The sequence below is a fragment of the Geodermatophilus obscurus genome, from assembly GCF_900143215.1.
GTDB lineage: Bacteria > Actinomycetota > Actinomycetes > Mycobacteriales > Geodermatophilaceae > Geodermatophilus > Geodermatophilus obscurus_A.
The window spans coordinates 121,681-148,549 of record NZ_FRDM01000007.1 but is presented as its reverse complement, the minus strand read 5'-3'; the positions used below and the strand labels follow the sequence as shown (position 1 = coordinate 148,549).

Below are 26,869 nucleotides of genomic sequence, written 5' to 3'. Positions count from 1 at the left end.
CAGGTCCGCGCTCAGCCGCCGCGCTGCCGGGCCGGGACGGCGTCGTCCTCGCGTGCCCCGGTGGACGTGGCGGGCAGCAACATCGTGAAGACGGGCGGCGACGCGCTCGTCAGGGTGAGCCGGCCCTGCTCGGCCTCGACGAGCCGGCGGGCCAGGGCCAGGCCGATGCCGTGCCCGTCCCGGCGGTCGGCCTGGCGGGAGAACAGCACGCCCTCCGGGTCCTGGACGCCGGGACCCTCGTCGGAGACGTCGACCGCCACGGCACCGGCCGCCTCCCGCACGGTGACGGTGACCGTTCCGCGGCCGTGCGTGGTGGCGTTGTCGACCAGCACGCCCAGCACCTGCCGGACCGCCGCGCCCGACGCCCGCGCGTCCGGGGCGCCGGGATCGACCCGGACCGCCAGGTCGCGGCCGTGCAGGGCCAGCCGGGCAGCCCACTCCGGCCCCACCTCGCCGAGCAGCGCGTCGAGGTCGACCGGGCCGGCCGACGCGGCCTGTCCCGCGCGGGCCAGGCCGAGCAGCTCGTCGATGATCGCCTCGAGGCGGTCGGCGTCGACCAGGCTCGCGGCGATCGCCTGCCGGGGGTCGGCGTCCGTCCGCTCCAGCGCCGCCTCCAGCCGCAGCCGCATGCCGGCCAGCGGGGTCCGCAGCTGGTGCGAGGCGTCGGCGGAGAACGCCCGCTCGCGGGCGAGCAGGTCGTCCAGGCGGATGGCGGTCGTGTCCAGCGCGGCGCCGACGGCGTCGATCTCCTCGATCCCGCCGCGGCGCGTGCGGACGCTGAAGTCGCCGTCCCCGAGCCGGCGGGCACTCTCCTCCAGGTCCTCGAGAGGCCGGGCGAGCCGCCATGCCTGCCCGCGCGCCACCAGCAAGGTGATCGCCACCGCAGTGGCCGCCAACCCCGCCATCCCCGCCCAGATGAGGGCGACCTGGTCCAGCACGGTGCTGCGTGGGGTGGTGACGAGCACGGCCCCGACCACGTCGTCGGAGTGCGTGATGGGGAAGGCGGCGACGAGGAGGTCGTCCTGCGACCGGGTCCTCACCTCGCCGTCGAGCGCCTGCGACAGCATCCGGCGGTGCTCGCCGGGAACCCCGCCAGCCAGCCGGTCGCCGTCGTCGTCGTAGACGGCCACGGAGTAGTCGTCCTCCTCGAGGTCGATGTCGTCCGGGTCGACGGGGTCGTCGTCGTACACGTCCCCGGACACGTCGATCGCCACGTCGGAGGCGACGCGGACGAGGTGCCCGCGCTCGTGCTGCGCGGCGTACTGCAGTACCCCCACGGCCAGCGGGACGGCGAACAGGCAGGTGGCGAGCACGGAGGCCAGGACGGCCAGGGCGACGATCCGGGTGCGCACGGGCGTGGTCTCCGTTCCGCGGTCGGCGGGCACGGTGCTCGGGAGCGCCAGGGTGCCCCGCCGCCCCGGCGCTGTCACCGCTTCCTGCCGCGGCGCGACCGGTCCCGGAGTGCGGGAGGCGGTGCCACGATGCCCGCATGGCCGGTCGGGTCCTGCTGGTCGAGGACGATGCATCCATCGGCGAGGCGCTGGTGTCGAGCCTGCGCAGCCACGCCTACGAGGTCGCCTGGGAGCGCACCGGCGCCGGCGGCCTGGCCCGTGCCGCCGCCGGCGCGGTCGACCTCGTCCTGCTCGACCTCGGGCTGCCCGACCTCGACGGCGTGGCGGTGTGCCGGCAGCTGCGGGTGGCCCAGCCGGGGTGCGTGCTGGTGATGCTGACGGCGCGGTCGGCGGAGATGGACGTCGTCGTCGGGCTGGAGGCGGGCGCCGACGACTACCTGGTCAAGCCCGTCCGGCTGGCCGAGCTGCACGCCCGCATCCGGGCGCACCTGCGCCGCGGCGGGAGCGGGACGACGGGGCCCGCCGTCCGCGCCGTGGGCGACCTGGTGGTCGACGTCGCCCGGCACCGGGTCACGGTCGCGGGCGGGGAGGTGCACCTGCGGCCCAAGGAGTTCGACCTGCTGGCGCGGCTGGCCGCCCAGCCCGAGGTGGCGCACAGCCGCGAGCAGCTGATGGCCGACGTCTGGGACGAGAACTGGTTCGGGTCGACGAAGACCCTCGACGTCCACGTCGCGGCGCTGCGACGCAAGCTGCAGGAGGTCGCGCCGCCCGGCCGCCGGGTCCCGCAGATCGTCACCGTGCGGGGACACGGCTACCGGCTGGAGCTGGCGGCCCCCGGCGGGCGGTAGCCGGCCGCGGGGTGCCCGAGGACGCCGACGGCGACCGGGGCCAGTGCCCAGGTCGCGGAACGGGAGACGGTCCCCCTGCCGATGTCCGGGACCCCGTCGTCCAGCCGCTCCGCGCGGACCGGACCGCCGGTCAGGACGGCGTGCACCGTGTCCAGGACGTCGTCGAGGCAGCGGTGCGGGCAGGGGGTGTCCCGGGACACGAAGGCCTCGACGGTGAGCAGCTCACCGTCGGCCGGAGCCCCCGGGCGGTCGTCGGCCGCCCAGCTCGGGACGATCGAGGACGGCACCGGCAGCTGCTCGCACTGCAGCCCGGCGGCGTGGTTGAGCAGCAGGGTCGCGAGCAGCGGATCCCGGGTCAGGAGACCGCCGACCACGAGGTGCAGATCCGTCATCGCCGTCCTGCCACTGTGTCCGAGGGGCTGGAGAGGAGCGACTCCGACGTTAGGGGGTGGGTGGCCAGCGGTGAGCCAGCGGCGGGCAAGAAGTTGGTCAAGGACCGTCGCGTGGTGGGCCGGGGCCGGCGCCGCTAGCGTGGCGCCCGGCCGGCGGCGAGACGACGGCGCCGGCGAGCCGAGCCCAGGAGGCTGCCGTGTCCGACCACGTGTACCGGCTGAGCGAGATCGTCGGCAGCAGTCAGACGAGCGTCGACGACGCCATCCGCACCGCGATCCGCAAGGCCGCGCAGACCGTTCGGCAGATCGAGTGGTTCGAGACCAAGGAGATCCGCGGTCAGGTCGTCGACGGCGACGTCAACTACTTCCAGGTGCGGCTGGCGATCGGTTTCCGCGTCGAGTAGGAGGACCCCCTGCCCCGCGGACTCGCGAGCTCGCGGCGGGACCCTGCAGGGAGGCCGCCGAGGGTGCGAGGCGTGGGGGAAGGGTGGTCCCTCTTCAGTCGAAGCTGCCAGCGCCGTCCCGCCGGTAGGGGGAGCGGCGCTCGACCTGTTCCCGCTCGTGGCGCTCGGCCCGGATGCGCGCCGCCGTGCCCGGCGGGTAGCCGGCCTTGGCGACCCGGTGCTCGGTGGTCTCGACCATGAACGCGCTGGAGAAGACCAGCCCCATGAGCAGCCCACCCGCGGCGGCGGAGAGCCGGTAGACCAGCGGCACGGGGACGACGGCCAGGCAGAGCACCAGCACCGGCAGCAGCTGCACCACGGCCCGGGTCAGGTGACGGCGAGCCCAGCCGGGCTCGGTCGTGTCGGCCAGCACCCACGGGGAGAGGTCGGAGGGGAGCCGGCCACCCAGCGCATAGCGCACCCACTGCAGCGCGGTGGGCCGGCGCGCGGCGGTGAGGGTTCGCACACCGACGACGGTAGGCCGGGAAGGGCGTTGCCGGGGGCCTGTGGGCGAGAGCACACTCTGCCCCGCGCGACCCGACGGCGAGGAGGTCCGGCATGCACATCAGTCAGTTGCTCCGCCGCAAGGGGGTCGGCGTCGCCACGGTCGACGCCACCGCCAGTGTCCGCACCGCGCTGGCCCTGCTCGCCGAGCACGGGGTCGGCGCCCTCGTCGTCTCGGCCGACGGCCGCAGCGTCGACGGGATCGTCTCCGAGCGGGACGTCGTCCGGGCGCTGCACGAGCGCGGCGCCGGCCTGCTCGCCGACCCGGTCTCCAGCGTGATGACCGGGCAGGTGCACACCTGCGTCCCGGGCGCGGGCGTCGAGGAGCTGGCCCGCACGATGACCCAGCACCGGGTGCGGCACGTGCCGGTCGTCGAGGGCGGCGCGCTGGTCGGGATCGTCTCCATCGGCGACGTGGTCAAGGCCCGGCTCGACGAGCTGGAGGAGGAGCGCGCCCAGCTCGTCGACTACATCCAGACGGGATGAGCGCCGTCCGGCAAACCCGTTGACCGGCGCAACGACGCCGGGCGTAGCGTGCGGTACGTGGACGAGCGGCGCGCCGGGGTCGCCTCCGGTCTGGCCGCGTACGGCCTCTGGGGGCTGTTCCCGCTGTACTTCCCCCTGCTCGAGCCGGCCGGCGGGGTGGAGATCGTGGCCCACCGGGTGGTCTGGTCGCTGCTCTTCGTCGCCGTCCTGCTGACGGCCCTGCGCGCCTGGCCGCAGGTGCGCGCGACGGTCGCCGACCGCCGCGCGCTGCTGGTGCTGTCCGGCGCCGCGGTGCTCATCGCCGCCAACTGGCTGGTCTTCGTCTACGGCGTCAACTCCGGGCACGTGGTGGAGACCTCGCTGGGCTACTTCATCAACCCGCTGGTCAGCGTGCTGCTCGGCGTCGTGGTGTTCGCCGAGCGGCTGCGCCGGCTGCAGTGGGTGGCCGTCGGCATCGCCGCGGTCGCGGTGGGCGTGCTCACCGTCGACTACGGCCGGCCGCCGTGGATCGCCCTGACGCTGGCGGTCACCTTCGGCCTGTACGGGCTGATGAAGAAGCTGGTGCGCGTCGCGGCCGCGCCGGGGTTGTTCGTGGAGACCGCGCTGGTCGTCGTCCCCGCGGTGGCGGTGCTCGCCGTCCTGCACGTGCGAGGCGAGGGGACGGCGGGCAGCGCCGGCACCGGCCACCTGCTGCTGCTCCTGAGCTCCGGGGTGGCAACCGCCGTCCCGCTGCTGCTGTTCGCCGGCGCGACCCGGCGCATCCCGCTGTCCACGGTGGGGCTGCTGCAGTACGTCACCCCGCTGATGCAGCTGGCCATCGGCGTCTTCGTCTACGCCGAGCCGATGCCGCCGGCGCGGCTGGCCGGATTCGTCATCGTCTGGGTGGCGCTGGCCGTCTTCACCGTCGACAGCCTGCGCAGCGCCCGCGCCGGAGCCCGCCGACGGACGGCGGAGGCCGCGCCCGCACCGGTCTGAGGAGGACCCCCGTCACTCGCAGTCTCGGCTCAGGCCCCATTCGGAGGCTCGCCGCAGGCCCCGTCCGGAGGCTCGTCCCGAGCCTGCGAGGGATGTGGAGGGACGGGGTCCTCCCACGGCGAGGAGGACGGGTCCTGCTCTCTGCGAGGCGGCGCCGGCGGCCCGGGATGTCGGTGGGCGGGACTACCGTCGGGGGTGTCCTCAAGGAGGTAGTCCCGTGTCTGCCGAACCAGCTCCCGCGGTCTCCCCGCCGGGGGGCGAGGTGCCTCTTCCCCCGGCGGCCGACCCGTCCACCGCATACGTCCCCGACCCCGCCGCCCGGTCCGCCGGCCTCACCCGCCGCGAGCACGAGGTGCTCGCCTTCGAACGGCAGTGGTGGCGCCGGCCCGGTGCCAAGGAGACGGCCATCCGCGAGCGCTTCGGCCTGGCGCCGACGCGCTACTACCAACTGCTGAACGCCCTGGTCGACCGGCCGGCGGCGCTGGAGGCCGACCCGCTGCTGGTCCGGCGGCTGCGCCGGCTGCGCGCCGCGCGCGGACAGCGGCGATCGTCTCAGTTGCTGGGCAACGGGGGCCGCGGCATCTAGATTTGCTCACCGTGGGCAGGCATGCCGCATCAGGCGGTGACGGAACGGACCGGGGGAGCGCCCCGGTTCCGCACGGTCGGCGCCGCACCGACGGCCCGCACAGCACGCCCCCGGCCGAGAACCCGACGAGCGACCACCCGACCGCGCCCAGTCGCAGCCGCGCCGACCGCCGGCGTGACGGCCTGCTCGACGCGGGTGTGGACCCGGGCCGCCGGCGTGCTGCGCAGGGCCGGCCGGCGCCCCCTGCGGTACCGGTCCGCGCCGCCGCACCCGCCCGCCCCGCCGTTCCCGCGTCACCGCGCGGCGCCGGCTCCACCGCCCGTCCGGGCATCCCGGCCGGTGGGCCGCCCCGTCCGGCGCCGGGCGCCACCCGCGCCGGCGCCCTCGCCGCGGGCGCCGGTCGCTCCGCGGCCCCCGCCGCGGGGGCCGGTCGGCCCGGCGCTCCCTCGCCGGGTCCCGGTCGCGTCAGTGCCCCCGCCCGGCCGGTGCCGGTGCCGGTGCCGGTGCCGGTGCCGGCCGCCGGTGCGGTCCAACCCGCTCCACCCGCCGAGCGGCCTCGACCCGCTCCACCCGCCGACCGGCCCCGTGTCGCGGAGCCTGCGCCGGAGACCCGCATGCGGCTGCCGGTGCCACCCTCCGCCGCCGCGGCACCCCCGGCTCCCGCGCCGCAGGCCGGTCCCCGCACCACCGTCGCCCCGTTCCAGGCGGTCCCCACCCCGGACCCCGTCGACGAGCCGACCCCTGCCGCCGGCCGGCCGGCCGGGACGCCCCGCCGTCGCGCCGCTGACCGGGTCCGGTCGTGGCCCGACGACGCCGCACCGCCTGCCTCGCCGACCGGCTACTCGTCCGAGCCGGCCTGGTCGTCGAGCGCGCCGCCGGCGGCGGCACCGGCCGCCGGCGCCGCCGCGGGCTACCGCGACTGGACCAGCCCCTCCCGGACCCGGGACGAACCCCCGGCTCCGCCGCCGGCCACCGAGGCGATCCCCGACCGCAGCCCCGCCGGGTCCTCGCGCGCGGCCGCGCCGGCGACCGAGGCCATCCCGGACCGCACCCCCGCCTGGGACGACGACGAGGTCGACGACGACCGGTACGACGGCGACAACTACGACGACGATCGCTATGACGACGACGATCGCTATGACGACGACGACCGGTACGGCGACGAGGACCGCGGCGACGAGGACCGCGGCGACGAGGACCGCGGCGACGAGGACCGCGGCGACGAGGACCGCGGCGACGAGGACCGCGATCCCGACCGCCGGGGGCCGGACACCGGGAGCTCCACCGGGGTCGTGGGCGGCCGCGCCGCCTTCCGCGCGGAGCGCCAGGCCGCCGAGGCCGAGCGGCTGCGCGTCGTCCGCGCGAACCGGCAGGAGGAGGCGCGCAGCTCCGGGGTGCGCCGCGTCGCGGTGGGCCTGCTGGCCGTGGCCGTGGTCGCCCTCGTCGTGCTCGGCGTCTACTCCTTCACCTCGCCGGAGGCCCAGGAGGCCGCCCGCAGCACCGCGACCGAGCCGACTCCCACGGCGCCGGCGCCGGCCGTCCCCAGCTCGGCCCTGCCGCCGCTGGACGTCCAGCCGCTGCCGCCGGTCGACGCCGCCCCCGCCGCGCCGGTGCGCGTGCCGGTGACCGTGCTCAACGCGACCGGCGTGTCCGGCCTCGCCGGGGACATCACCGCCGAGCTGACCACCGGTGGCTGGCAGTCCGCGGGCGTCGGCGAGTACCAGGGTGCCGACGTCGCGACGACCACCGTCTACTTCACCGAGGGCGACCAGGCCCAGTACGACGCCGCCGTCCAGCTGATGCAGCAGTTCCCGCAGATCAGCGGCCCGGCGGTGCGCTTCTTCGAGGTCCCCGACGTCGCGGATCCGGGTCTCGTGGTGGTCACCACCGGCGAGTGGCGGCCCTGACCGCGCCCGGACGCCTGCGGAACCCCTGGGCGCGGCCGTCCGTTGGCGGCTCCGTGCGTCCCCTTCGCGGGCCCGTGCGTCCCCGCCCGCGCCCCGGCGCCCGCGCGACGTCCGCCGCCCTGCTCCTGCTGCTCACCCTGGCCGTGGCCGGGCTGCTGCCCCCGGCCCCGGCCGCGGCGGCCGAGGACGTCGCCACCGAGGAGGCGCGGGTCCCCGTGGGCCAGGGCGCCGACGCGGCCGAGCTGGACACCACCCTGTTCCTGCCCGCCTCGGCGAGCGCCGCCGAACCCGCGCCGGCGGTCGTGCTCGCCCACGGCTTCGGCGGCAGCAAGGACTCCACCGCCGCTGACGCCCGCGACCTCGCCGGGCGCGGCTACGTCGTCCTCACCTACTCCGCGCGCGGCTTCGGGGAGAGCACCGGCCGGATCGGGCTCAACGACCCGCGCTTCGAGGTCGCCGACCTCTCCGCGCTGCTGGACCGGCTGGCCGCGCGGGACGACGTGCTGCTCGACGCTGAGGGCGACCCGCGGGTCGGCGTCGCCGGGGCCTCCTACGGCGGGGCGCTGGCCCTGCTCGGCGCCGGCTACGACGCCCGGGTCGACGCGATCGCCCCGCAGATCACCTGGAACTCGCTGACCGCCGCCCTGTTCCCCTCGCAGCTGGGCGAGCCCGCCGTCGGCACCGTCGCGGCCACGGCGCAGGCGCGGGACGGCGGGGTCTACAAGCGGCTGTGGTCGGGGCTGTTCTTCGGCGTCGGGTCGGCTCCCAGCGGCGGGCTGCTGGGTGCGCTCGGCGGCGGGGACGGCGACGGGGACGGCGACGGCGCCGCCGCGGCCGGCGGACCGCCCGCCGGCCTGCCCGCCGACCTCGGGGCGATCGACCCGGCGGCGGTGGACCCGCAGGCCGTCGAGCAGCTGCTCACCTGCGGCCGCTTCACCGCCGAGGTGTGCGCGGCCTACCAGTCCGCGGCGTCCACCGGCACGCTGACCCCCGAGATCGCCGCCGTGCTGGACCGCAGCAGCCCGGCTCCGGTCCTGGACCGGATCGAGGCGCCCACCCTGCTGGTGCAGGGCACCCAGGACTCGCTGTTCGGTCTCGGCCAGGCCGACGCCAACGCCCGCGGCATCGCCGCCGACGGCACCCCGGTGAAGGTCGTCTGGTACCAGGGCGGCCACGACACCCAGGCCTCCGAGCGCACCACCGAGGAGCTGCGCGAGCAGGTGGCCGGCTGGTTCGACTGGCACCTGCGGGGCCAGGGTGAGGATCCCGGCACCGGTTTCCAGTTCCCCGCCCCGACCGGTGTGACCGCGACGGTCGGCACCGTCCAGGGGGGCAACCGCACCGTGACCGCACCGGCGTACCCCGGCCTGGCCGGCACCGAGCCCGCGCAGCGCTCGGCCATCGCCGTCAACGGGCCGCTGCAGCCGGTCGTCACGCCCGCCGGGGGGACGCCGGCCGCGATCACCGTCGTCCCGGGGCTGGGCTCGGTGGCCTCGGCGCTGGCGGGGCAGTCGTTCGAGATCCCCGGGCAGTTCGCCGCCTTCGAGAGCGAGCCGCTCGACGAGGCGGTGGAGGTCGTCGGCGCCTCGACGATCGACCTCGCCGTCGCCTCGTCCGGCGGCTCGGCGACCCTGTTCGCCAAGCTCTACGACGTCGCCCCCGACGGGACGGCGACGCTCCCGGCGGGCCTGGTGGCCCCGCTGTCGCTCACCGGCCTGTCCGCCGACCCCACGGCACCCACGCAGGTCAGCGTCACGCTGCCGGGGATCGTGCACCGCTTCGAGGCCGGCCACACGATGCGCGTGGTGGTCTCCACGACCGACCAGGCCTTCGCGCTGCCGGCCGAGGCCGCCGTCTACTCGGTCGCCCTGGCCGCCGGCGGGGACGCCGCCGCGCTCGCCGTCCCGCAGGTCGACGGCCGTACCGAGGACCCGAGCGGCACCTCCCGCTGGTGGGTGCTGCTCGGCGTCGTGGTCGCGCTGGGCCTGCTCGGCTGGCTGGCCGCCGTCCTCTGGGGCCGCCGGCAACGGAAGCGGGTCTCGGTCGTCGAGCCCGACGGCGAGGACGTGCCGCTGCGCTTCACCGGCGTCACCAAGGCCTACAAGGACGGTTTCGTCGCCGTCCGCGACCTCTCCTTCGAGGTGCGCCGCGGCCAGGTGCTCGGCCTGCTCGGGCCCAACGGCGCGGGCAAGACGACGTCCCTGCGGATGCTCATGGGGCTGATCCGGCCGACCGAGGGGCGGATCACCGTCTTCGGCCACGAGATCCGCCCGGGCACGCCGGTGCTGTCCCGGCTCGGCTCGTTCGTCGAGGGCACCGGGCTGATGCCGCACCTGTCCGGCCGGGACAACCTGCGGCTGTACTGGGCCGCCACCGGCAGGCCCGCCGAGGACGCGCACATGGAGGAGGCGATCGAGGTCGCCGGCCTCGGTGCCGCGATCGACCGGCCGGTGCGCCGCTACAGCCAGGGCATGCGCCAGCGGGTCGCGATCGCCCAGGCGATGCTCGGCCTGCCGGACCTGCTGGTGCTCGACGAGCCGACCAACGGGCTGGACCCGCCCCAGATCCACGCCATGCGCGAGGTGCTGCGCTCCTACGCCGCGACCGGCCGCACGGTGATCGTCTCCAGTCACCTGCTCAGCGAGATCGAGCAGACCTGCAGCCACGTCGTCGTCATGGCCAAGGGGCAGAAGATCGCCCAGGGCACGGTGGAGGAGCTCGTCGGCACCGGCGGCTCGGTGCAGGTCGGGCTGGCCGACGACGCCGACGCCGACCGGGCGGCCGCCGTCCTGGCCGGGCTGCCCGGCGTGACGGTCGAGCGCACCGACGAGGGGCTGGTCGCCGACCTCGACGGCACCGGCCGGGCGCCGGCGCTGCAGGCGCTGGTCGCGGCCGGTGTCGCGGTCGACGCGTTCACGCCGCGCCGCCGGCTGGAGGACGCGTTCCTGGCACTGGTGGGGGAGGACTCGTGAGCACCGTCCGCGAGAACGACGGCCGCGGGAGCGCCGCCGACCGAGGCCGGGGTCCAGCCGTGGACCCCGAGCACGTGCAGCCGACCGGGGCGGTCGCCGGCTACCGGCCCGAGCGCACCCTGCGGCTGTCGGTCGAGCTGCGCCGCCAGTTCAGGCGCCGGCGCACCCTCGGGGTCCTGGTGCTCATGGTGGCGCTGCCGCTGATCCTCATCGCTGCCCTCCAGCTGGGCGGCACCGAGGAGGCGGAGGAGAACGCCCGCATCAACCTGGTCGACGTCGCCACCTCGAGCGGGCTGAACTTCACCCTGTTCGTGCTCTTCGCGACGACGAGCTTCTTCCTGGTCGTCGTCTACGCGCTGTTCTTCGGTGACACGGTGGCCAGCGAGGCCCAGTGGGGGTCGCTGCGCTACACGCTGGCCACGCCGGTCCCGCGGATGCGGCTGCTGCGGCAGAAGTGGCTGGCCGCCTTCGTGCTCTCGGTCGGCGCCCTGGTCACCATCGTCGTGACCGCACTGGTCGCCGGCGGCATCGCGTTCGGCTTCGATGCCGTCCAGACGCCGGTCGGCGTCACGCTGGGCCAGGGGGAGGGGCTGCTGCGGCTGGCCGGGATGGTCGGCTACCTCGCCGTCCACCTGCTCGTCGTCGGCACGCTGGCGTTCTGGCTGTCCACCGTGACCGACGCGCCGCTGGCCGCGGTCGGCGGCGCGGTGTTCACGATGTTCGTGTTCGCGATCCTCGACCAGGTCGAGCAGCTGGGCTCCATCCGCGACTACTTCCCGACCGCGGAGGAGTTCGCCTGGACCGACCTGCTGCAGACCCCCGTCGACTCCGGCGACCTGTTCCGCGGCGTCGTCCAGTCCCTGGTCTACGCGGCGGTGTTCACCGCGCTGGGGTTCCGGCACTTCTCCCGCCGGGACGTCACCTCGTGAGCTGTCCGGCCATCCCCACGGGGATGGCCGGACAGCTCACAGCGAGGCACGGACGGCCTGGGCCCAGCCCTCGCCCATGGCGGCGTCGGTCACCGTCACGTTGGGGACGGCGGCCAGCAGGTCGGCCATCCCGTCGGTCGTCGCCCCGTTCGCGGTGATCCACAGCCGATCGACCGCCGGCGCCATCTCCAGGTCGCTGACGCTGTCGCCGATGGCCACCGCGTCGGCCGGGGTCAGGCCGCGCCGCTCGAGGTCCCAGGCGATCGCCGCGCCCTTCGTGATCCCGCGCGGCATCAGGTGGTACACCCGCGCCGGCGCCTCGGCGGGTGCCAGCGTGGTGCGGGCCGTGCGCGGCAGCGCCCCGTTGTCCTTGAGGGTGAGCCAGCCCAGCCCGCGCTCGGCGAGCCAGGCGTCCACCGACAGCGGGTCGAGGCGGCCGCGCAGCAGGGCGTCCGCCTGGTGGGTTGCGTGCCACGGCGCGTGCCACTCGACCTGCCCGGGGTACTGGGCGAACAGGGCGTCGACCACTCCGAGCTCGGCCATCACCGCCATCGGCGCGCGGCCCGCGTACTCCTCGGGCAGCTCGCCGGTCAGCTGGTGGGTCTGCCGGGCGGCGTCCCAGCTGATCATGGCGCCCACCTCCGCGATGGCGCCGTCGGCGGCGAAGATCCGCGCCGCCTCCACCACCTGCTCGAAGGTGCGGCCGCTGACCAGCACGAGTGCCACGCCGGCGCGGTGCAGCTCCACCAGGGTGGCCGCCGGCTCGGCGGTCAGCTCACGCCTCTCGGTGTGCCAGAAGGAGCCGCGGGGGCCGACCATCGTGCCGTCGAGGTCGGTGTAGACGACGCGCGTGCTCACCGGCCCATCCTGGCCCGACCCGCTGCGACGACCGCGACGTGGGTAGAGTCCTCGGCGTTCCACTCATCCAGAGGGGCAGAGGGACACGGCCCGACGAAGCCCCGGCAACCGCCGCACCGCGCGTCAGCGCAGCGGAAGGTGCCAATTCCGTCCCGCGCGGCTCGACGGCCCGACGCGGGGAAGATGAGGAGGTAGTCGTCGCATGACCCTGACCGCTCCCAGCTCCACCAGGACCAGCCCAGCCCTGCAGGCCGACTCCGCCGCGGGCGGCCCCGTTCCGCCGTCCCCGGCCCGCGGTCTGGTCTGTCGCAACTGCGGTGCCACCTTCGGGCTCATCGCCGAGCACGCCTGCGCCGAGTGCTTCGGCCCGCTGGAGGTCGACTACGACCCGGAGCTGATGCGGGCGGTCACCCGAGAGCAGATCGAGTCCGGCCCCCAGAACATCTGGCGCTACGCCGCCCTGCTCCCCGTGGGTCAGGACCCGGCCGACCGCGTCACCCTCGACCCGGGCATGACGCCGCTGGTGCGCGCCGACCGGCTGGCCGCCGAGCTGGGCCTGACCGGCGGGCTGTGGGTCAAGGACGACTCGGCCAACCCCACGCACTCGTTCAAGGACCGCGTGGTCAGCCTCGCGGCCACCGCCGCCAGGCGGCTGGGCTACAGCAAGATCGCGGCCGCCTCGACCGGCAACCTGGCCAACTCGGTGGCCGCGCACGCCGCCCGCGTCGGCCTGCCCTCCTTCGTCTTCATCCCCTCGGACCTCGAGCCCGGCAAGGTCGTGCAGTCGGCCGTCTACGGGCAGACGCTGGTCGCCGTCGACGGCTCCTACGACGACGTCAACCGGCTGACCAGCGAGCTCGCCGAGACCGACGAGTTCGAGGACACCGCCTTCGTCAACCAGAACGTCCGGCCCTACTACGCCGAGGGCTCCAAGACGATGGGCTACGAGATCGCCGAGCAGCTCGGCTGGCGGATCCCGGCCCAGGTCGTCATCCCGATGGCCTCGGGCTCGCTGCTCACCAAGGTGGACAAGGCGTTCCGCGAGCTGGCCGCCGCCGGCATCGTCGAGGCCACCGAGTGGCGCATCTTCGGCGCCCAGTCGGCCGGCTGCGACCCGATCGCCACCGCCTTCGACAACGGCTGGGACGTCGTCAAGCCGGTGAAGCCGACCGGCATCGCCAAGTCGCTGAACATCGGCAACCCCGCCGACGGGCCGTACGCCCTCGACGCGATCCGGCGCACCGGCGGTGCCGTCGGGCGGGTGGACGACGCCCAGATCGTGCAGGGCATCCGCGACCTGGCCCGCACCACCGGCGTCTTCGCCGAGACCGCCGGCGGCGTCACCACCGCCGTGCTGCGCCAGTTGGTCGAGAACGGCCGGCTGGACCCGGCGCAGGAGACGGTCATCCTGAACACCGGGGAGGGCCTGAAGACCCTCGACCCGCTGGAGCCCGTCGTCGGGCCGACCCACCGGGTGTCGCCGTCGCTGTCGTCGGCCCGGGCGGCCGGTCTCATCGGGTGACCTGCCGGGGGTGAGTTCCGGGAGCGCCCTCCCCCCATCGCGTGTGCCGTGTGCGTGAGTCTGGTCTCACCAGGCATTTCGTGCTGTACGTTCTCCCGCGGTTCGGTTCCACGTTCGTGTTCGACGGGCGGAAGAGCTCGACCCGGCCTCCCCGGTCGGTGGGGAGGCCGTCCGCACGCACGAAACGTGGGAGCACACGTGGCACAGGGCACCGTGAAGTGGTTCAACGCCGAGAAGGGTTTCGGCTTCATCGCCGTCGACGGCGGCCAGGACGTCTTCGTCCACTACTCGGCCATCCAGATGGACGGCTACAAGAGCCTCGACGAGGGCCAGCGGGTCACCTTCGAGGTCGTGCAGGGCGAGAAGGGCCCCCAGGCCGACGCCGTGCGCAGCGCCTGACCTGAGTCCGCCGGAGGCCCGGCCCCTCACGGGGGGCCGGGCCTCCGGCGTGTCCGGCGGGTTCCGTCTCGTCGCGCCCCGTGACGGGGTGGCTCGCCACGCCGTGGGCCGGTCCGCAGGAGCCGGTGCCGACGAGTTCGCGGGCCGGTGGGCCGTGCTCTCCGTCCGGGCGCGCGGGAGGCTCGGCCCGGTGTGCCCGTCGGGCACCGGCCGGGCGGGGAGGGGCCGTGTCACGGATCGTGATCGTCACCGGTGGGGCGTCCGGCATCGGACGGGCGCTGGCGGCCGCGCTGGTGCGACGCGGGGACGTGGTCGTCCTCGCCGACGTCGACGGGGACGCGGCGGCCGAGGTCGCGGCGCGCCTGGGCGCGGAGGGGCCGGGGGCGGCGACGGCGGTCGGCGTCGACGTGCGGGACGCCGACGCCGTCGCCGAGCTGGTCGACGGGACCGCGGAGCGGCACGGCCGGCTGGACCTGCTGTTCAACAACGCCGGCATCGGGATGGGTGGGCCGGTGGAGGAGTTGAGTCCGGCGCACTGGGACCGGGCCGTCGACGTCAACCTGCGGGGAGTCGTCCACGGGGTGCAGGCCGCCTACCCCTTGATGGTGCGGCAGGGGCACGGCCACATCGTCAACACCGCGTCGCTGGCCGGTCTCCTGCCGTCACCCGGCTCGGCTCCGTACGCGGCGACGAAGTGGGCGGTCGTCGGACTGTCCCTGAGCCTGCGGGCAGAGGGCGCCCCACGGGGGGTCCGGGTGAGCGTGGTCTGCCCCGGCGGTGTGGACACGCCGATCCTCGACAAGGGGCTGCCTGCGGACCTGCCACGGGTGCCCACCGTCGAGGCGATCGACGCACGCGAGCTGGTCACCCGGTTCAGCGGTGGGCGGCTGTACAGCGCCGAGGCCCTGTCCGCCGACGTCCTCCGCGGGATCGACCGCAACCGGCCGCTCATCGTGGCGCCGCGCCAGGCCCGGGTGATGTGGCGGCTCATGCGCCTGTCCCCGTCGCTGGTGCTGCGGGTGCTGGCCGCCGTCGCGGCCCGTCGTCCCGAGGGCCCCACGGCTGACGGGGGGCCGGTGCCCGTGCCGACCGCTGAGGTCTCCGGCGGGACGCCGCCCCGCTGAGCCCCGGGGGACACCTCCGCTCCTGCCCGCGCCGTCCCCCGGCACCGGAACACCGGCCGCCGTCCCCCCGTTCTTGCACTCGGCAGGGGCGAGTGCCAGACTCGGGCTGGCACTCGACAGTGCCGAGTGCCAATCAGGTCGGAACGGTGAGGCACTGGTGTACGGGCCGACGGAGTGCCCGCGCCACCGGTGTCGTCCGTCGCGGGCGCCGGTCCCGGCCGTGCAGCGATCCATGCATGGAGGACATCACCACATGGCCAAGATGATCGCCTTCGAGGAAGAGGCTCGCCGCGGCCTCGAGCGGGGCATGAACACCCTCGCCGACGCCGTCAAGGTGACCCTCGGTCCGAAGGGCCGCAACGTCGTCCTCGAGAAGAAGTGGGGTGCCCCCACCATCACCAACGATGGTGTGAGCATCGCCAAGGAGATCGAGCTCGAGGACCCGTGGGAGAAGATCGGCGCCGAGCTCGTCAAGGAGGTCGCGAAGAAGACCGACGACGTCGCGGGTGACGGCACCACCACCGCCACCGTGCTCGCCCAGGCGCTCGTCCGCGAGGGTCTGCGCAACGTCGCCGCCGGCGCCAACCCGATGGCCCTGAAGAAGGGCATCGAGAAGGCCGTCGAGTCGGTCACCGAGTACCTCCTCTCGACGGCCAAGGACGTCGAGACCAAGGAGCAGATCGCCGCCACCGCGTCGATCTCCGCCGCCGACACCGCCATCGGTGAGCTCATCGCCGAGGCGATGGACAAGGTCGGCAAGGAAGGCGTCATCACCGTCGAGGAGAGCAACACCTTCGGCCTCGAGCTCGAGCTCACCGAGGGCATGCGCTTCGACAAGGGCTACATCTCGCCCTACTTCGTCACCGACGCCGAGCGCATGGAGGCCGTCCTCGACGACCCGTACGTGCTCGTCGTCAACAGCAAGATCAGCTCGGTCAAGGACCTGCTCCCGCTGCTGGAGAAGGTCATGCAGTCGGGCAAGCCGCTGGCCATCATCTCCGAGGACGTCGAGGGCGAGGCCCTGGCGACCCTGGTGGTCAACAAGATCCGCGGCACGTTCAAGTCCGTTGCCGTCAAGGCCCCGGGCTTCGGCGACCGTCGCAAGGCCATGCTGACCGACATCGCCATCCTCACCGGTGGCCAGGTCATCAGCGAGGAGGTCGGCCTCAAGCTCGACACCGCCGACGTCTCCCTGCTGGGCCGCGCCCGCAAGGTCGTCGTCACCAAGGACGAGACGACGATCGTCGAGGGCGCCGGTGACACCGACCAGATCGCCGGCCGGGTGAACCAGATCCGCGCCGAGATCGAGAAGTCGGACTCCGACTACGACCGCGAGAAGCTGCAGGAGCGCCTGGCCAAGCTGGCCGGTGGCGTCGCCGTCATCAAGGCCGGCGCCGCGACCGAGGTCGAGCTCAAGGAGCGCAAGCACCGCATCGAGGACGCGGTGCGCAACGCCAAGGCCGCCGTCGAGGAGGGCATCGTCGCCGGTGGTGGCGTCGCCCTGGCGCAGGCCACCGCCGTCGCGTTCGACAAGCTCGAGCTCGAGGGTGACGAGGCCACCGGTGCCAACATCGTGCGCGTCGCGCTCGAGGCGCCGCTGAAGCAGATCGCCATCAACGCCGGCCTCGAGGGCGGCGTCGTCGCGGAGAAGGTCCGCAACTCCGACACCGGCTGGGGCCTCAACGCCGCCACCGGCGAGTACGTGGACCTCGTCGCGGCCGGGATCATCGACCCCGCCAAGGTGACCCGCTCGGCGCTGCAGAACGCCGCCTCCATCGCGGCGCTCTTCCTCACCACCGAGGCCGTCATCGCCGACAAGCCGGAGAAGTCCGCCCCGGCGATGCCGGGCGGCGACGGCGGCATGGGCGGCATGGACTTCTGAGAAAGGACCCCTCTGCCCCCCACGCCTCGCACGCTCGGCGCGGGACCCTGCAGAGGGGCCAACCCAGCAAGTCACCAGCACTGCCCGGCAGGGGCGGTCCCGCACTCGCGGGGCCGCCCCTGTCGGCGTCGAGGCAGAGGTCCGTGGACCGGGCGGGGGCAGCCTTGCCCGCGCCTCAGCACACCTGGGCGTCAGTTCCGTCCGCCGAGCAGCCAGCCGCACGGCTCGGCCAGCACCTCGGCCTCCGCCGGGCCCCAGGAGCCCGGTGCGTAGCGGTGCACCCGTGGCGGCCGCTGCTGCAGCGGGGCGAACGCCCGCCAGGCGTGCGCCAGCCCCGTGCTGCTGGTGAACAGCGACCGGTCGCCCACGAGCACGTCGTGCAGCAGGGAGACGTAGGGCGGCAGCGGCGTCCCACCGGGGACGTCGGCCAGCTGCAGCGTCGCCGTCGCCGTGGCGAGGGAGAGGTCGGGGCCGGGCTCCTTGGCGACGACCTGCAGGTCCACCGCGCCGGACCCCGACAGCGACAGGGACAGCACGTTGCCGTGCCCCGGGATGTCGGTCACCGGGCCCTCCGGACGGCGCAGCAGCAGGCTCACCCGCTGCTCGCTCGCGGCCATCCGCTTGCCGGTGCGCAGCAGGAACGGGACGCCGCGCCAGCGGTCGCTGTCGACCCACAGCCGCGCGGCGACGTAGGTGTCGGTCTGCGAGTCGTCGGCCACGCCCTCGGTGTGGGTGTAGCCGTCGAACTGGCCGAGCACCACCTCGTCGGGGTCCAGCGGGCGGAAGGCGGCGAGCACCCCCTCGCGGGCGGCCTGCAGGTCGGCGGGGGAGAAGCTGGCCGGCGGCTCCATCGCCACCTCGGCGGCCACCTGGAACAGGTGGGTGACCAGCATGTCGAGGGCCGCGCCGGTGGCGTCGTAGAACTCCGCGCGGTCGGCGACGTCCAGGTCCTCGGGGACGTCGATCTGCACCTGCGCCACGTGGTCGCGGTGCCAGACCTGCTGGAACAGCGCGTTGGCGAAGCGGAGCACGTGCAGGTCCTGGGTGCCCTCCTTGCCCAGGAAGTGGTCGATGCGGAAGACCTGCTCCTCGTCGAGCACCGACAGCACGAGTTCGTCGAGCTCGCGGAAGCCCTCCGGCGAGGTGCCGTAGGGCTTCTCGTAGACCACCCGGGCGCTCTCGGTCAGCCCGTGCTGCGGCAGCGCGCGGGTCAGCTTCTCGAAGGCCGACGGCGGGACGGCGAGGTAGTGGACCAGCTGCGGGTGCCCGCCGAGCTCCTCGCGGGCCTCGCCGAGGACGTCGAGCAGGCTGCCGGGGTCGGACTCCTCGAAGCCGCCGCCGGCGAAGCGCAGCCGGGTGGCGAACTCCGCCCACGGGCCCTGGTCGGGGTGCGGCCCGAACTCGGTGAGCGCGTCGCGGACCCGCCCGGCGAAGTCCTCGTGGGAGACGTCCCCGCGGCCGTTGCCGACCAGCCGCCAGTCCTCCGGCAGCAGCCCCTGCTGGGCGAGCTCGAAGAAGGCCGGCAGCACCATCCGGCGGGCCAGGTCGCCCGTGGCGCCGAAGAGGACGAAGACGGTCGGGGGGAGGTCGGTCACGCGCGTCGGTGTGCCCGCGTGGCAGCGGGCTCACGCGTGCAGGCCGAGGGCCCGCCCCGCGTGTGCGGGGACGGGCCCTCGGGTCGTGCAGGCGTCGGGGACTCCCGACGCCGGGTCAGCGCGACCGCGTCATCGCGGCGACCGAGCTGGCGCCGGAATCGGACGTGACGTTGAACCGGTTGGTGGTCGGCAGGACCGGGCCGTTCCGGAGGTCGACCGACCAGGTGCCGTCGGCCGCGACCGGGACGTTGAGCTGGATGACCGACCCGGTCCCGGCGACGTCGCCGATCCGGAGGTGCACCCGGTTGGCGGTGGTGTCACCCGCCGTACCCGAGATCCGGTACTCCCGCTTGTCGGCGCGGTACTGGGCCCGGGCGACGGTGACGACGTCGTTGGCCTTGACCGTCGCGTTGACCCCCGAGGCCGTGGTGCTGCCCGTGCGCTGCTCGCCGGCGAGGGCGAACACCTGGACGGTGTAGTCGACGCCGTTGACCAGGCCGGTCACCGTGCCCGAGGTGGCCGTGGCGGCGATCTGTGCGGTCACCGGGGTGCCCACGGTGCCGTCAGCAGCCGCCGACGGCGTGGCCACGATCTCGTAGCCGGTGATCGCGCTGGTGGCGTTGCCCGGCTGGGCCGCCGTCCACTCGGCCGTGACCGACTCGTGGCCGGCCAGCACCCGGGTGAGCGAAGGCGCCGTCGGGGCGACCACGACCGGCTCGGTCGGGGTCTCGCCGGTGTCACCACCCGTGTCACCGCCCGTGCCGCCCCCGGTGGTGTCGGGGTTGGTCGGGTCGGTCGCCGGCGTGATGGTGCCGTCGGCGTTGAGCGTGCCGAGCTGCACCACCGGGCTCCACCGGCCGTTGTTGGCCTCGAGGATCAGCCCGTAGGCCTGCCCCTCGACCAGACCGTGGATGGTCGCGGAGTTGGTGCCCTCGCCGGCGCCCTGGCGGACGGCGATCTCCTGGCCGTGGACCCCGTCGACGGCGGCCACCCGGTACTGGGTGACCGGGTTGGCGTCCACCGGCTGGGCCGGGGTCGTCCAGGTCAGCGTGACGTCCGTGCCGCTACGGGTGGCGTCCACGCTGGTCGGCGGAACCGGGGCCTGCGAGGCCGGGCCGGCCGGGCAGCCACCGAAACCGGGGCCGTCGGTCTCCCCGAACTCGTACAGCGAGTTGCCGAGGGCCAGCTCGCCCGCGTCCTGCATCCAGGAGGTCACCACGTGCTCGCCGTCGAGGACGCGCTCGGCGTCGGCGGCGGAGTACATGCCGAAGGTGACCGAGAAGGCGCCGCCCTCGGCGCTGCCCGTGACCTCGTAGCCGGGGCCGCCGTTGGGCTCGGCCGGGTCGACGACCGGGGTCCAGCCGATGGCCCGCTCACCGATGAGGGTGGGCGGCGTGGACGGGTCGGGACGGCGCATCTCGGGGTTGACCACCTCGACGACGAAGCGCGAGAGGTCGAACCGCGTGCCGAAGTCGTCGCCGTAGGTGCCGCTGATGGTCACCGTGCCCTCGACGTCGCCCTCGGCCGGTGTCGCGGCGAAGTCGCTGTGCGTGACGCTGGTGATCTTCGCCGAGCTGACGTAGGCGCCGTCGGTGAAGGCGGTCTCGCTGAACCGCACCTCGACCAGGTCACCGCCCGAGATGTTGGGCGTCACGCCGGTCCAGCAGGAGCCACCCGGGTGGTTGAACTCCAGGAAGCCGGTCGCGTCGATGACCCCCTCGCCGATGCCGATCTGCTGGCCGTTGCGCTTCACGGTGACGGTCGCCGTCTCGCCGGCCTGGTCGGTGTAGCCCTCGAGAGCCACCATGTCGCGCTTGGGGAAGACCTCGATGTTGCCCGGCCCCAGGGGCGGGTTGCCGGCCTGGGCGATGCCCCCGAGGGTCACCGCAGCGCCGGTGACCGTGAGGGCGGCCAGGCCGCCGGCGATCAGCCGCTTGGGGGATCGGGACGCTCGCGACGCGGGGGCACCCACAGCTCCGTGCCCACCCCCGCGACCGCCGTGCTGGGTCGGTCGTGTCCTCGTCATCGCCTACTCCGCAGTCGCGCCGACCCCACACCCGTCGTGGGCCGGTCTCGTGGGGGTCACGGTCGTCGCGCGCCGGGGCGCCCGGCAGCCGAGCGGAGGGGGAGCGGATCCCCCCAATCCGGGGGCGCGGGGGGTCCGCGTCGTCGGCGACCGGAGGGGGTAGGCGGCTGACGTGGCGGTGGTCATCGGGACGTCGGGCTGGCAGTACCGCGACTGGCGCGGCCGCTTCTACCCGCCGCGGCTGCCCCAGCGGCTGTGGCTGGAGCACCACGCGGCGCACTTCGCCACGGTCGAGAGCAACAACGCCTTCTACCGGCTGCCGGAGCGGACGACGTTCGAGGCCTGGCGGGCCCGCACCCCGCCGGACTTCCGCTGGGCGGTCAAGGCCAGCCGGTTCCTCACCCACGTCAAGCGGCTGCGCGACCCCGAGGAGCCGGTCGCCCGGCTGGTGGAGCGGATGGCCGGCCTCGGGAACCGGCTCGACGCCGTCCTGCTGCAGCTGCCGCCCACGCTCCAGGCCGACGCCGGCCTGCTCCGCGACTGCCTGGCGCAGTTCCCGGCCGGCACCCGCGTCGCCGTCGAGCCGCGGCACGACTCCTGGTGGACCGACGAGGTCCGGGCGCTGCTCGAGCGCTACGACGCGGCGCTGTGCTGGGCCGACCGGGCCGAGCAGCCGGTCGCGCCGCTGTGGCGCACCGCCGGCTGGGGCTACCTGCGGCTGCACACCGGCGCCGAGGGCTGGGCGTACCGCCCGGAGACCCTGCAGGTGTGGGCCGAGCGGCTGTCGGAGACCTACGGGGACTCCGACGTCCTCGTCTACTTCAACAACGACCCCGGCGGAGCGGCCGTCACCGACGCGGTGGTCCTCGCCGAGGCGGTCAGGCGTGCCGGCCGGACGCCGACCCGCGTGCCCACCGCCGACCAGGCGAGCGGCCGGGCCTGGGCGCCCCCGGGGACGCGGCCGGCCGGGACGCCGTTCGCGGGAGCGGAGCCCGGCTCGCCGGAGGGGTGAGGCGTCAGCGCAGCACGTGCGGGTCCTCCTGGAACCGGACGCCGAGCTGGTCGGCCGCGCGCTCCAGCACCGACTGCACGGCGAGGGTGTCGGCCAGCGGCATTCCGGCGCTCTCGGTCCGCCCGGCCCGCAGGCAGTCGGTCACCTCGGCCAGCTCGTGGCTGTAGCCGGTGCCCGACGGCGGCAGCGTGATCTCCTCGGGGTCCGCGCCGGCGCGGTGCAGCACGATGGTCCGCGGGTGGTGGAAGCGGGGCAGGACGTCGATCCAGCCGGTGGTGCCGAACACCCGTGCCTGACCGGGTGTGGGGTACCGCAGCGAGCTGGTGAGGGTGGCCGACCGGCCGTCGGCGTACCCCAGCAGCAGCGCGGCCTCGGCGTCGACGCCGGTGGGGAACAGCGAACCGGTCGCCGTGACCGTGTCCGGGTCGCCGAGCACCATCTGCGCGAACGAGACCACGTAGACGCCGACGTCGAGCAGCGCACCGCCGCCGAGCTCGTGGGCGAACAGCCGGTCGGCGGGGTCGTACTCGCGGGCGACGCCGAGGTCGGCCTGCACCGAGCGGACCTCGCCGATCGCCCCGTCGGCCACCAGCTCCCGCAGCCGGACGACGGCCGGCTGGAACCGCGTCCACATCGCCTCCATGACGAAGGCCCCGCGTTCCCGGGCCCGCTCGACGACCTCGCGTGCGCCCTCGGTCGTGGCCGTGAAGGTCTTCTCGACCAGCAGCGCCTTGCCCGCGTCGATCGCGGCGAGGGCGACCGCGTGGTGCTGGGGGTGCGGCGTGGCCACGTACAGCACGTCGACGTCCGGGTCGGCCAGGATCTCGGCGTAGGAGCCGTGCGCCCGCTCGAGCCCGTGCCGCTCGGCGAACGCCGCCGCGCGGTCGGCCGAGCGGGAGGCGACCGCGACCGGCCGGGCGCCGGGCACGTGCGCGAAGTCGGCCATGACGTTCTCGGCGATGCGGCCGGGCCCGACCACGCCCCAGCGGATCTCGTCGCTCATCCGCACGACGCTATCGCCGACCGGCAGACTGGGGCCGTGGCGGTGCTGATCGACCCCCCGGTGTGGCCGTGGCGCGGGCGGCGCTGGTCGCACCTGGTCAGCGACGTCTCCTACGACGAGCTGCACGCCTTCGTCGCCACCGAGCTCGGCATCCCGCGGCGGGCCTTCCAGGGCGACCACTACGACATCCCCGACGAGCTCTACGGGGTGGCGGTGGCCGCCGGCGCCGAGCCGGTCGGCGGGCGCGAGCTGCTCGCCCGGCTGGTGGGGGCGGGGCTGCGGCTCAAGAAGAGGCGCGGCGCCGTAGCAGGCTGAGCTCGGCGGCGAGGTTGGCGCGCGCCCGCGGCGTCCACTCGGCGGCGACGGCCGGCAGCCGGTACAGCACCGGCAGCGCCAGCAGGTGCTCGAGGACGGCGGTGCGCCCGGCGGTGAACTCGGCGTCGGAGAGGTGCCCGTACTCCTCGCACACCGCGGAGGCGTAGGCGGCGTAGGCCTCCGGCGGTCCGGCGAGCACCGCCAGGTCGGCGTCGCAGAGGACGGCGCCGTCGGCGTCGTCCGGAGCCGCATCGTGACCGGCAGTCAGCAGCACCAGCCGGGCCACCTCCTCGACCCGCTCCGGCGGCACCAGCCCGCGCAGGCCGGCACGCGCCCGCTCGGCGCTGACCTGCTCGTTGTCGGTGCGGCGGGGGTCGTAGACGACGTCGTGGTACCAGGCGGCCAGCCGCACCGCGTCGGGGTCGGGAGCGGCGCCGGCCAGCTCACCCACCAGCCCGAGGACGGCGGCCAGGTGCCCGAGGTCGTGGTAGCGGCGGTGCGGCTCGCCCCACGCGGCGACGACGGCGGCCCACTCGGTGCGCGAGGTGGGGGAGTCGCCGGCCAGCTCCGCCCACGCCTCGAACCCGACGAGCGTCATGCCACCCCGCAGGTGCGCAGGGTCAGCAGCGCGAACGCCCGTGCCGCGGTGACCAGCTCGTCGACCGGCACCCGCTCCAGCGGCCCGTGGGCCAGGTGCAGGTCGCCGGGGCCGTAGTGCAGGGTCGGCACCCCGGCCGCGGCGTAGAGCCGCAGGTCGCTGCCGGCGGGGATGGCGCGCTCGGGCGGCACCCCGGCGCCGGTGTCGGCCACCGCGCGCTGGACGGCCGGCAGCAGCGGGTGCCCGTGCGGCAGCGTGCCGCTGGCGAACGCGCCGCCGGTCCAGGTCAGGCGCACCGGGTGCCCGGCCAGCCACGGATCGGCGGCGCAGATGTCGGCCAGCCGGGCCTCGAGGGCGGCCCGCGCCGTGGCGACGTCCTCATCCAGGCGGACGCCGTAGCGGCCGTCGGCGACCAGCCGGTCGGGCACCGAGCTGGCCCAGTCCCCGGCCTGCACCCGCCCGATGTTGATCCCGTACGGGTACGGGGCGCCGCCGAAGCGCGGGTCGGCGTCCTGCTGCCGCTCCGCCTCGAACGCGCGCAGCCCGGCGTGCACCCGCTCGAACAGCACGACGGCGCTGACCCCGCGGTCGCGGTGGGCCGCGTGCGCGGCGTGCCCCGCAACCTCCAGCCGGAAGGTCAGGGCGCCGGCGTTGGCGGTGACCACGGCGCCGGCGGTCGGTTCGGGGATGACGCACACCTCGCCGTGGTGCCCGCGCCGCAGCGTCGCCCACGCGCCCAGTCCGCCGTCCTCCTCGCCGACGACGGCGTGCAGCGCGACCGGCCGGGCCAGCCGCAGCCCCGCCGTCCGGACGGCGGCCAGCGCGGCGAGGGCGGCGACGACCCCGGCCTTCATGTCGCAGGTCCCGCGGCCGTGGACGGCGCCGCCCGCGACCCGCGGGTCGAACGGGTCGGCCGGCCACCGGGCGCGGTCCCCGGGCGGGACGACGTCGGTGTGGCCGGAGAAGACGAGCGCCGGCAGACCCTCCTCGGCGGCCGGCGCGGTGCCGACCACGCCCCACGCCTCGGTCCGCTCGACCTCCTGGCCGGGGGCGTCCGGCGCCATCGCTACCGCGGCGAGGTCGATCGGCCAGCGGTCGACGGCGCAGTCCAGCTCCTCCAGCCAGTCGCCGACCAGGTGCTGCACCTCGCACTCCGCGGCCGTGCCGCCGACCGACGGGACGGCCACCAGGTCGCGCAGCCGGGAGACCGCCCGGGCCTCGTCGACGGCGGACAGCACGCGCGCCTCGACGGCGGTCAGGTCGGCCACGCGCGGAGTCTGGCACGGCCCCGAGAAGGGCCGCAGGAACCCGCCCCGGCCCGTGTGAGGGGGCTGCGGCGCGGGTAGCGTGGAGAGCGTCCGGGCCGGGTGCATCGTGCCCCCGGGTGCCATTTGGTTACGCCTTCACGGACCACCGCCCCGACTCCGGTCGGGGGCCTGGAGCCGCGTTGTGCATCTCGCCGCGAGGCGGCCGTCGCCCGGTCCGGACCCTGGTCCCGGTTCGGCGTGCCGTCTTCCCGGGAGCCCCTTACGGTCTACGTCGTCCAGCGAACCGGGCGATCGGTGGGGTTCCATGGCAGGCGCAGTGCAGGGTCCCGGCACGACGGCGACCGAGGAGCGGCACCAGCTGCCGGTGAAGACGCTGGTCTCGGCCAGCATCGGCAACGCGGTCGAGTGGTTCGACTGGACGGTCTACGCGACCTTCGTCGTCTTCTTCGCCGGCCAGTTCTTCCCGGCCGAGAACCAGGCGCTCGCCCTGATTGGGGCGACGTCGACGTACGCGCTGGCCTTCTTCTTCCGGCCGCTGGGCGGCATCCTGCTCGGCCGGTTCGCCGACCTGCGCGGCCGCAAGGCCGGGATGCTGCTGACCATCCTGCTGATGGCCGGCGGATCGATGGTCATCGCGATCCTGCCCACCTACGAGCAGGTGGGCTGGCTGGCGCCGGTCCTGCTGCTGCTGGCGCGCATCGCGCAGGGCATGTCCCTGGGCGGTGAGGTCTCCAACGCCTCGGCCTACCTGGGCGAGATCGCCCCGCCGGCCCACCGCGGCCGGTACTCGTCGTTCTTCTACATCTCCACGGGGTCGGCGCTGCTCGCCGCCTCGCTGCTCGGTGTGCTGCTGACCAGCACCCTGAGCCAGGACCAGCTGGAGTCCTGGGGCTGGCGGATCGCCTTCTTCATCGGCGGCGTGCTCGGCCTGGTCGGCATGTGGCTGCGCCGGTCGCTGGTCGAGACCGAGCAGTTCGAGGAGAACGCGGAGAAGGCCCGCGCGACCAAGCACCCGCTGCTGCGGACGATCACGCACCACCCGAAGGCCGTGGTGCAGCTGTGCGCGTTCACGCTGCTGTCGACGCTGTCCTACTACACCTTCTTCAGCGCGCTGACGCCGTTCGCGATCGCCTTCCGCGGCGCCGACAGCACCGACGTCTTCATCGCGCTCTCGCTCGGCACCGCGCTGTTCGTCGCGCTGTGCTACCCGTTCGGGAAGCTCTCGGACCACATCGGCCGCAAGCCCCAGCTGCTGATCTGGTCGGGCGCGATGGCCGTGCTCATCGTGCCGCTGTCGTTCCTGGTCCGGGACAACCTGTTCTCGCTGATCGTCGTCTTCTGCACCGGCCTCGGGCTCTACGCGCTCATGGCGTCGATCGCCCCGGCGATCATGAGCGAGCTGTTCCCCACGGAGCTGCGGGCCATCGGCATCGGCTCCTGGTACAACCTGACCGTCGCCATCTTCGGCGGCACGGCGCCGCTGGTGATCACCTGGCTGTCGAACAACGACCGGCCACTGTGGTTCTTCTGGTACGTGGCCATCGCCGCGGCCCTCGCGTTCGTCGTGATCCTGACCCTGCGGGAGAGCAAGGGCACCGAGCTGCGCTGAGGACCGGCTGAGGGGCCTCAGCCGGGGCCGAGGGCCGCAGGTCTGCCCGACCGACCGATGCCGGGGGCTGCCCCTCAGCACGACCGTCGTCGTCATCGACACCGACGACAGGAGACGGTCGTGACCTACCCCAACCCCGGACTCGAGGCCGAACTCGCCTACCGCCGCGAGGTGCTGCAGCAGCTCGGCCGCGGCACCCGCGGCCGCCGGCACGGCCGGACGCTCCGCTGGACCCGGCGGGCGCGCTGAAGAAGGACCCCCCTG

25 protein-coding genes and 1 riboswitch are annotated in these 26,869 nt (G+C 74.9%); of the genes, 16 read left to right on the top strand and 9 right to left on the bottom strand.

What is annotated here, in order from left to right; genetic code table 11:
* Positions 1-11: 11 nt before the first annotated feature.
* Positions 12-1,352, bottom strand: a complete 1,341-nt coding sequence (locus BUB17_RS09575; protein WP_072917258.1) for a sensor histidine kinase — start codon at positions 1,350-1,352, stop codon at positions 12-14.
* Between the two features lie 137 nt (positions 1,353-1,489).
* On the opposite strand from BUB17_RS09575, the gene BUB17_RS09570 reads away from it, so the two are divergent.
* A complete protein-coding gene (locus BUB17_RS09570) occupies positions 1,490-2,200 on the top strand; it encodes a response regulator transcription factor (RefSeq protein ID WP_072917028.1) in 711 nt (236 codons plus the stop codon).
* On the opposite strand, the gene BUB17_RS09565 is transcribed toward BUB17_RS09570, so the two are convergent.
* Positions 2,164-2,592 carry a hypothetical protein gene (locus BUB17_RS09565; protein WP_072917025.1) on the bottom strand — a complete coding sequence of 143 codons (429 nt, stop codon included), beginning with the start codon at positions 2,590-2,592 and terminating at the stop codon, positions 2,164-2,166. The two genes, BUB17_RS09570 and BUB17_RS09565, sit on opposite strands and share 37 nt — an antisense overlap.
* Before the next feature lie 197 nt (positions 2,593-2,789).
* Here BUB17_RS09565 and BUB17_RS09560 point away from each other — a divergent pair, with 197 nt between their 5' ends.
* Positions 2,790-2,996 (top strand): dodecin, encoded by a 207-nt coding sequence (locus BUB17_RS09560; RefSeq protein ID WP_072917023.1) that lies wholly within the window; start codon positions 2,790-2,792, stop codon positions 2,994-2,996.
* 94 nt (positions 2,997-3,090) lie between these two features.
* Here BUB17_RS09560 and BUB17_RS09555 read toward each other — a convergent pair whose 3' ends face one another.
* Positions 3,091-3,501 (bottom strand): DUF5313 family protein, encoded by a 411-nt coding sequence (locus BUB17_RS09555; RefSeq protein ID WP_072917019.1) that lies wholly within the window; start codon positions 3,499-3,501, stop codon positions 3,091-3,093.
* Positions 3,502-3,593: 92 nt separating this feature from the next.
* Here BUB17_RS09555 and BUB17_RS09550 point away from each other — a divergent pair, with 92 nt between their 5' ends.
* The 6 genes from BUB17_RS09550 (at position 3,594) to BUB17_RS09520 (ending at position 11,394) form a co-directional block, all read left to right on the top strand.
* Complete coding sequence (locus tag BUB17_RS09550) at positions 3,594-4,025, top strand: CBS domain-containing protein (protein ID WP_072917016.1); 432 nt, start codon at positions 3,594-3,596, stop codon at positions 4,023-4,025.
* A gap of 57 nt (positions 4,026-4,082) precedes the next feature.
* Positions 4,083-5,000 (top strand): EamA family transporter RarD, encoded by a 918-nt coding sequence (rarD, locus tag BUB17_RS09545; RefSeq protein ID WP_072917255.1) that lies wholly within the window; start codon positions 4,083-4,085, stop codon positions 4,998-5,000.
* Between the two features lie 217 nt (positions 5,001-5,217).
* Positions 5,218-5,586, top strand: a complete 369-nt coding sequence (locus tag BUB17_RS09540) for a DUF3263 domain-containing protein (protein WP_072917014.1) — start codon at positions 5,218-5,220, stop codon at positions 5,584-5,586.
* A gap of 614 nt (positions 5,587-6,200) precedes the next feature.
* Entirely contained in the window at positions 6,201-7,493 is a 1,293-nt protein-coding gene (locus BUB17_RS09530; protein WP_072917006.1) for a LytR C-terminal domain-containing protein, read from the top strand.
* Between the two features lie 74 nt (positions 7,494-7,567).
* Positions 7,568-10,465 carry an alpha/beta fold hydrolase gene (locus BUB17_RS09525; protein WP_244277086.1) on the top strand — a complete coding sequence of 966 codons (2,898 nt, stop codon included), beginning with the start codon at positions 7,568-7,570 and terminating at the stop codon, positions 10,463-10,465.
* On the top strand, positions 10,462-11,394 hold the full coding sequence (locus tag BUB17_RS09520; protein ID WP_244277084.1) for an ABC transporter permease: 933 nt from the start codon (positions 10,462-10,464) through the stop codon (positions 11,392-11,394). Before BUB17_RS09525 ends, BUB17_RS09520 begins: the two co-directional genes overlap by 4 nt.
* Positions 11,395-11,430: 36 nt before the next feature.
* Here BUB17_RS09520 and BUB17_RS09515 read toward each other — a convergent pair whose 3' ends face one another.
* Complete coding sequence (locus tag BUB17_RS09515) at positions 11,431-12,252, bottom strand: HAD family hydrolase (RefSeq protein WP_072917004.1); 822 nt, start codon at positions 12,250-12,252, stop codon at positions 11,431-11,433.
* Positions 12,253-12,312: 60 nt separating this feature from the next.
* A riboswitch (SAM riboswitch) is annotated at positions 12,313-12,442 on the top strand.
* 12 nt (positions 12,443-12,454) lie between these two features.
* On the opposite strand from BUB17_RS09515, the gene thrC reads away from it, so the two are divergent.
* The 4 genes from thrC (at position 12,455) to groL (ending at position 17,179) form a co-directional block, all read left to right on the top strand.
* Entirely contained in the window at positions 12,455-13,774 is a 1,320-nt protein-coding gene (gene thrC, locus BUB17_RS09510) for a threonine synthase (RefSeq protein ID WP_083606223.1), read from the top strand.
* A 198-nt stretch (positions 13,775-13,972) separates the two neighbouring features.
* A complete protein-coding gene (locus BUB17_RS09505) occupies positions 13,973-14,173 on the top strand; it encodes a cold-shock protein (RefSeq protein ID WP_012946987.1) in 201 nt (66 codons plus the stop codon).
* Positions 14,174-14,400: 227 nt separating this feature from the next.
* Positions 14,401-15,297, top strand: a complete 897-nt coding sequence (locus BUB17_RS09500) for an SDR family NAD(P)-dependent oxidoreductase (protein ID WP_072917001.1) — start codon at positions 14,401-14,403, stop codon at positions 15,295-15,297.
* A 253-nt stretch (positions 15,298-15,550) separates the two neighbouring features.
* Entirely contained in the window at positions 15,551-17,179 is a 1,629-nt protein-coding gene (gene groL / locus BUB17_RS09495; protein WP_072916997.1) for a chaperonin GroEL, read from the top strand.
* A 191-nt stretch (positions 17,180-17,370) separates the two neighbouring features.
* On the opposite strand, the gene BUB17_RS09490 is transcribed toward groL, so the two are convergent.
* Positions 17,371-18,774: a glucose-6-phosphate dehydrogenase gene (locus BUB17_RS09490; protein WP_072916994.1), complete on the bottom strand. Its 1,404-nt coding sequence runs from the start codon at positions 18,772-18,774 to the stop codon at positions 17,371-17,373.
* A gap of 115 nt (positions 18,775-18,889) precedes the next feature.
* Positions 18,890-20,746, bottom strand: a complete 1,857-nt coding sequence (locus tag BUB17_RS09485; RefSeq protein ID WP_072916992.1) for a fibronectin type III domain-containing protein — start codon at positions 20,744-20,746, stop codon at positions 18,890-18,892.
* Between the two features lie 226 nt (positions 20,747-20,972).
* On the opposite strand from BUB17_RS09485, the gene BUB17_RS09480 reads away from it, so the two are divergent.
* On the top strand, positions 20,973-21,812 hold the full coding sequence (locus BUB17_RS09480) for a DUF72 domain-containing protein (RefSeq protein WP_072916989.1): 840 nt from the start codon (positions 20,973-20,975) through the stop codon (positions 21,810-21,812).
* 4 nt (positions 21,813-21,816) lie between these two features.
* Here BUB17_RS09480 and BUB17_RS09475 read toward each other — a convergent pair whose 3' ends face one another.
* Complete coding sequence (locus BUB17_RS09475) at positions 21,817-22,815, bottom strand: Gfo/Idh/MocA family protein (RefSeq protein WP_072917240.1); 999 nt, start codon at positions 22,813-22,815, stop codon at positions 21,817-21,819.
* Between the two features lie 36 nt (positions 22,816-22,851).
* Here BUB17_RS09475 and BUB17_RS09470 point away from each other — a divergent pair, with 36 nt between their 5' ends.
* Positions 22,852-23,130, top strand: a complete 279-nt coding sequence (locus BUB17_RS09470) for a DUF4031 domain-containing protein (protein ID WP_072916987.1) — start codon at positions 22,852-22,854, stop codon at positions 23,128-23,130.
* On the opposite strand, the gene BUB17_RS09465 is transcribed toward BUB17_RS09470, so the two are convergent.
* Positions 23,099-23,728 carry an HD domain-containing protein gene (locus BUB17_RS09465; RefSeq protein ID WP_072916984.1) on the bottom strand — a complete coding sequence of 210 codons (630 nt, stop codon included), beginning with the start codon at positions 23,726-23,728 and terminating at the stop codon, positions 23,099-23,101. The genes BUB17_RS09470 and BUB17_RS09465 overlap by 32 nt on opposite strands.
* The gene (locus tag BUB17_RS09460; RefSeq protein WP_072916982.1) at positions 23,725-24,996 is read right to left on the bottom strand and encodes an ArgE/DapE family deacylase; all 1,272 of its coding nucleotides are present in this window, start codon (positions 24,994-24,996) and stop codon (positions 23,725-23,727) included. The genes BUB17_RS09465 and BUB17_RS09460 overlap by 4 nt, the downstream gene beginning before the upstream one ends.
* Before the next feature lie 304 nt (positions 24,997-25,300).
* Here BUB17_RS09460 and BUB17_RS09455 point away from each other — a divergent pair, with 304 nt between their 5' ends.
* A complete protein-coding gene (locus tag BUB17_RS09455; protein ID WP_072916979.1) occupies positions 25,301-26,605 on the top strand; it encodes an MFS transporter in 1,305 nt (434 codons plus the stop codon).
* Between the two features lie 120 nt (positions 26,606-26,725).
* Positions 26,726-26,854, top strand: a complete 129-nt coding sequence (locus BUB17_RS28200) for a hypothetical protein (RefSeq protein WP_280173865.1) — start codon at positions 26,726-26,728, stop codon at positions 26,852-26,854.
* Positions 26,855-26,869: the final 15 nt, after the last annotated feature.

What these genes read in the sequence shown, in the direction of transcription:
- BUB17_RS09570 (WP_072917028.1), top strand. Translation starts at nt 1,490, where the DNA reads ATGGCCGGTCGGGTCCTGCTGGTCGAGGACGATGCATCCATCGGCGAG.
- BUB17_RS09565 (WP_072917025.1), bottom strand. Translation starts at nt 2,592, where the DNA reads ATGACGGATCTGCACCTCGTGGTCGGCGGTCTCCTGACCCGGGATCCG.
- BUB17_RS09550 (WP_072917016.1), top strand. Translation starts at nt 3,594, where the DNA reads ATGCACATCAGTCAGTTGCTCCGCCGCAAGGGGGTCGGCGTCGCCACG.
- BUB17_RS09530 (WP_072917006.1), top strand. Translation starts at nt 6,201, where the DNA reads ATGCGGCTGCCGGTGCCACCCTCCGCCGCCGCGGCACCCCCGGCTCCC.
- thrC (WP_083606223.1), top strand. Translation starts at nt 12,455, where the DNA reads ATGACCCTGACCGCTCCCAGCTCCACCAGGACCAGCCCAGCCCTGCAG.
- groL (WP_072916997.1), top strand. Translation starts at nt 15,551, where the DNA reads ATGGCCAAGATGATCGCCTTCGAGGAAGAGGCTCGCCGCGGCCTCGAG.
- BUB17_RS09475 (WP_072917240.1), bottom strand. Translation starts at nt 22,815, where the DNA reads ATGAGCGACGAGATCCGCTGGGGCGTGGTCGGGCCCGGCCGCATCGCC.
- BUB17_RS09465 (WP_072916984.1), bottom strand. Translation starts at nt 23,728, where the DNA reads ATGACGCTCGTCGGGTTCGAGGCGTGGGCGGAGCTGGCCGGCGACTCC.
- BUB17_RS09455 (WP_072916979.1), top strand. Translation starts at nt 25,301, where the DNA reads ATGGCAGGCGCAGTGCAGGGTCCCGGCACGACGGCGACCGAGGAGCGG.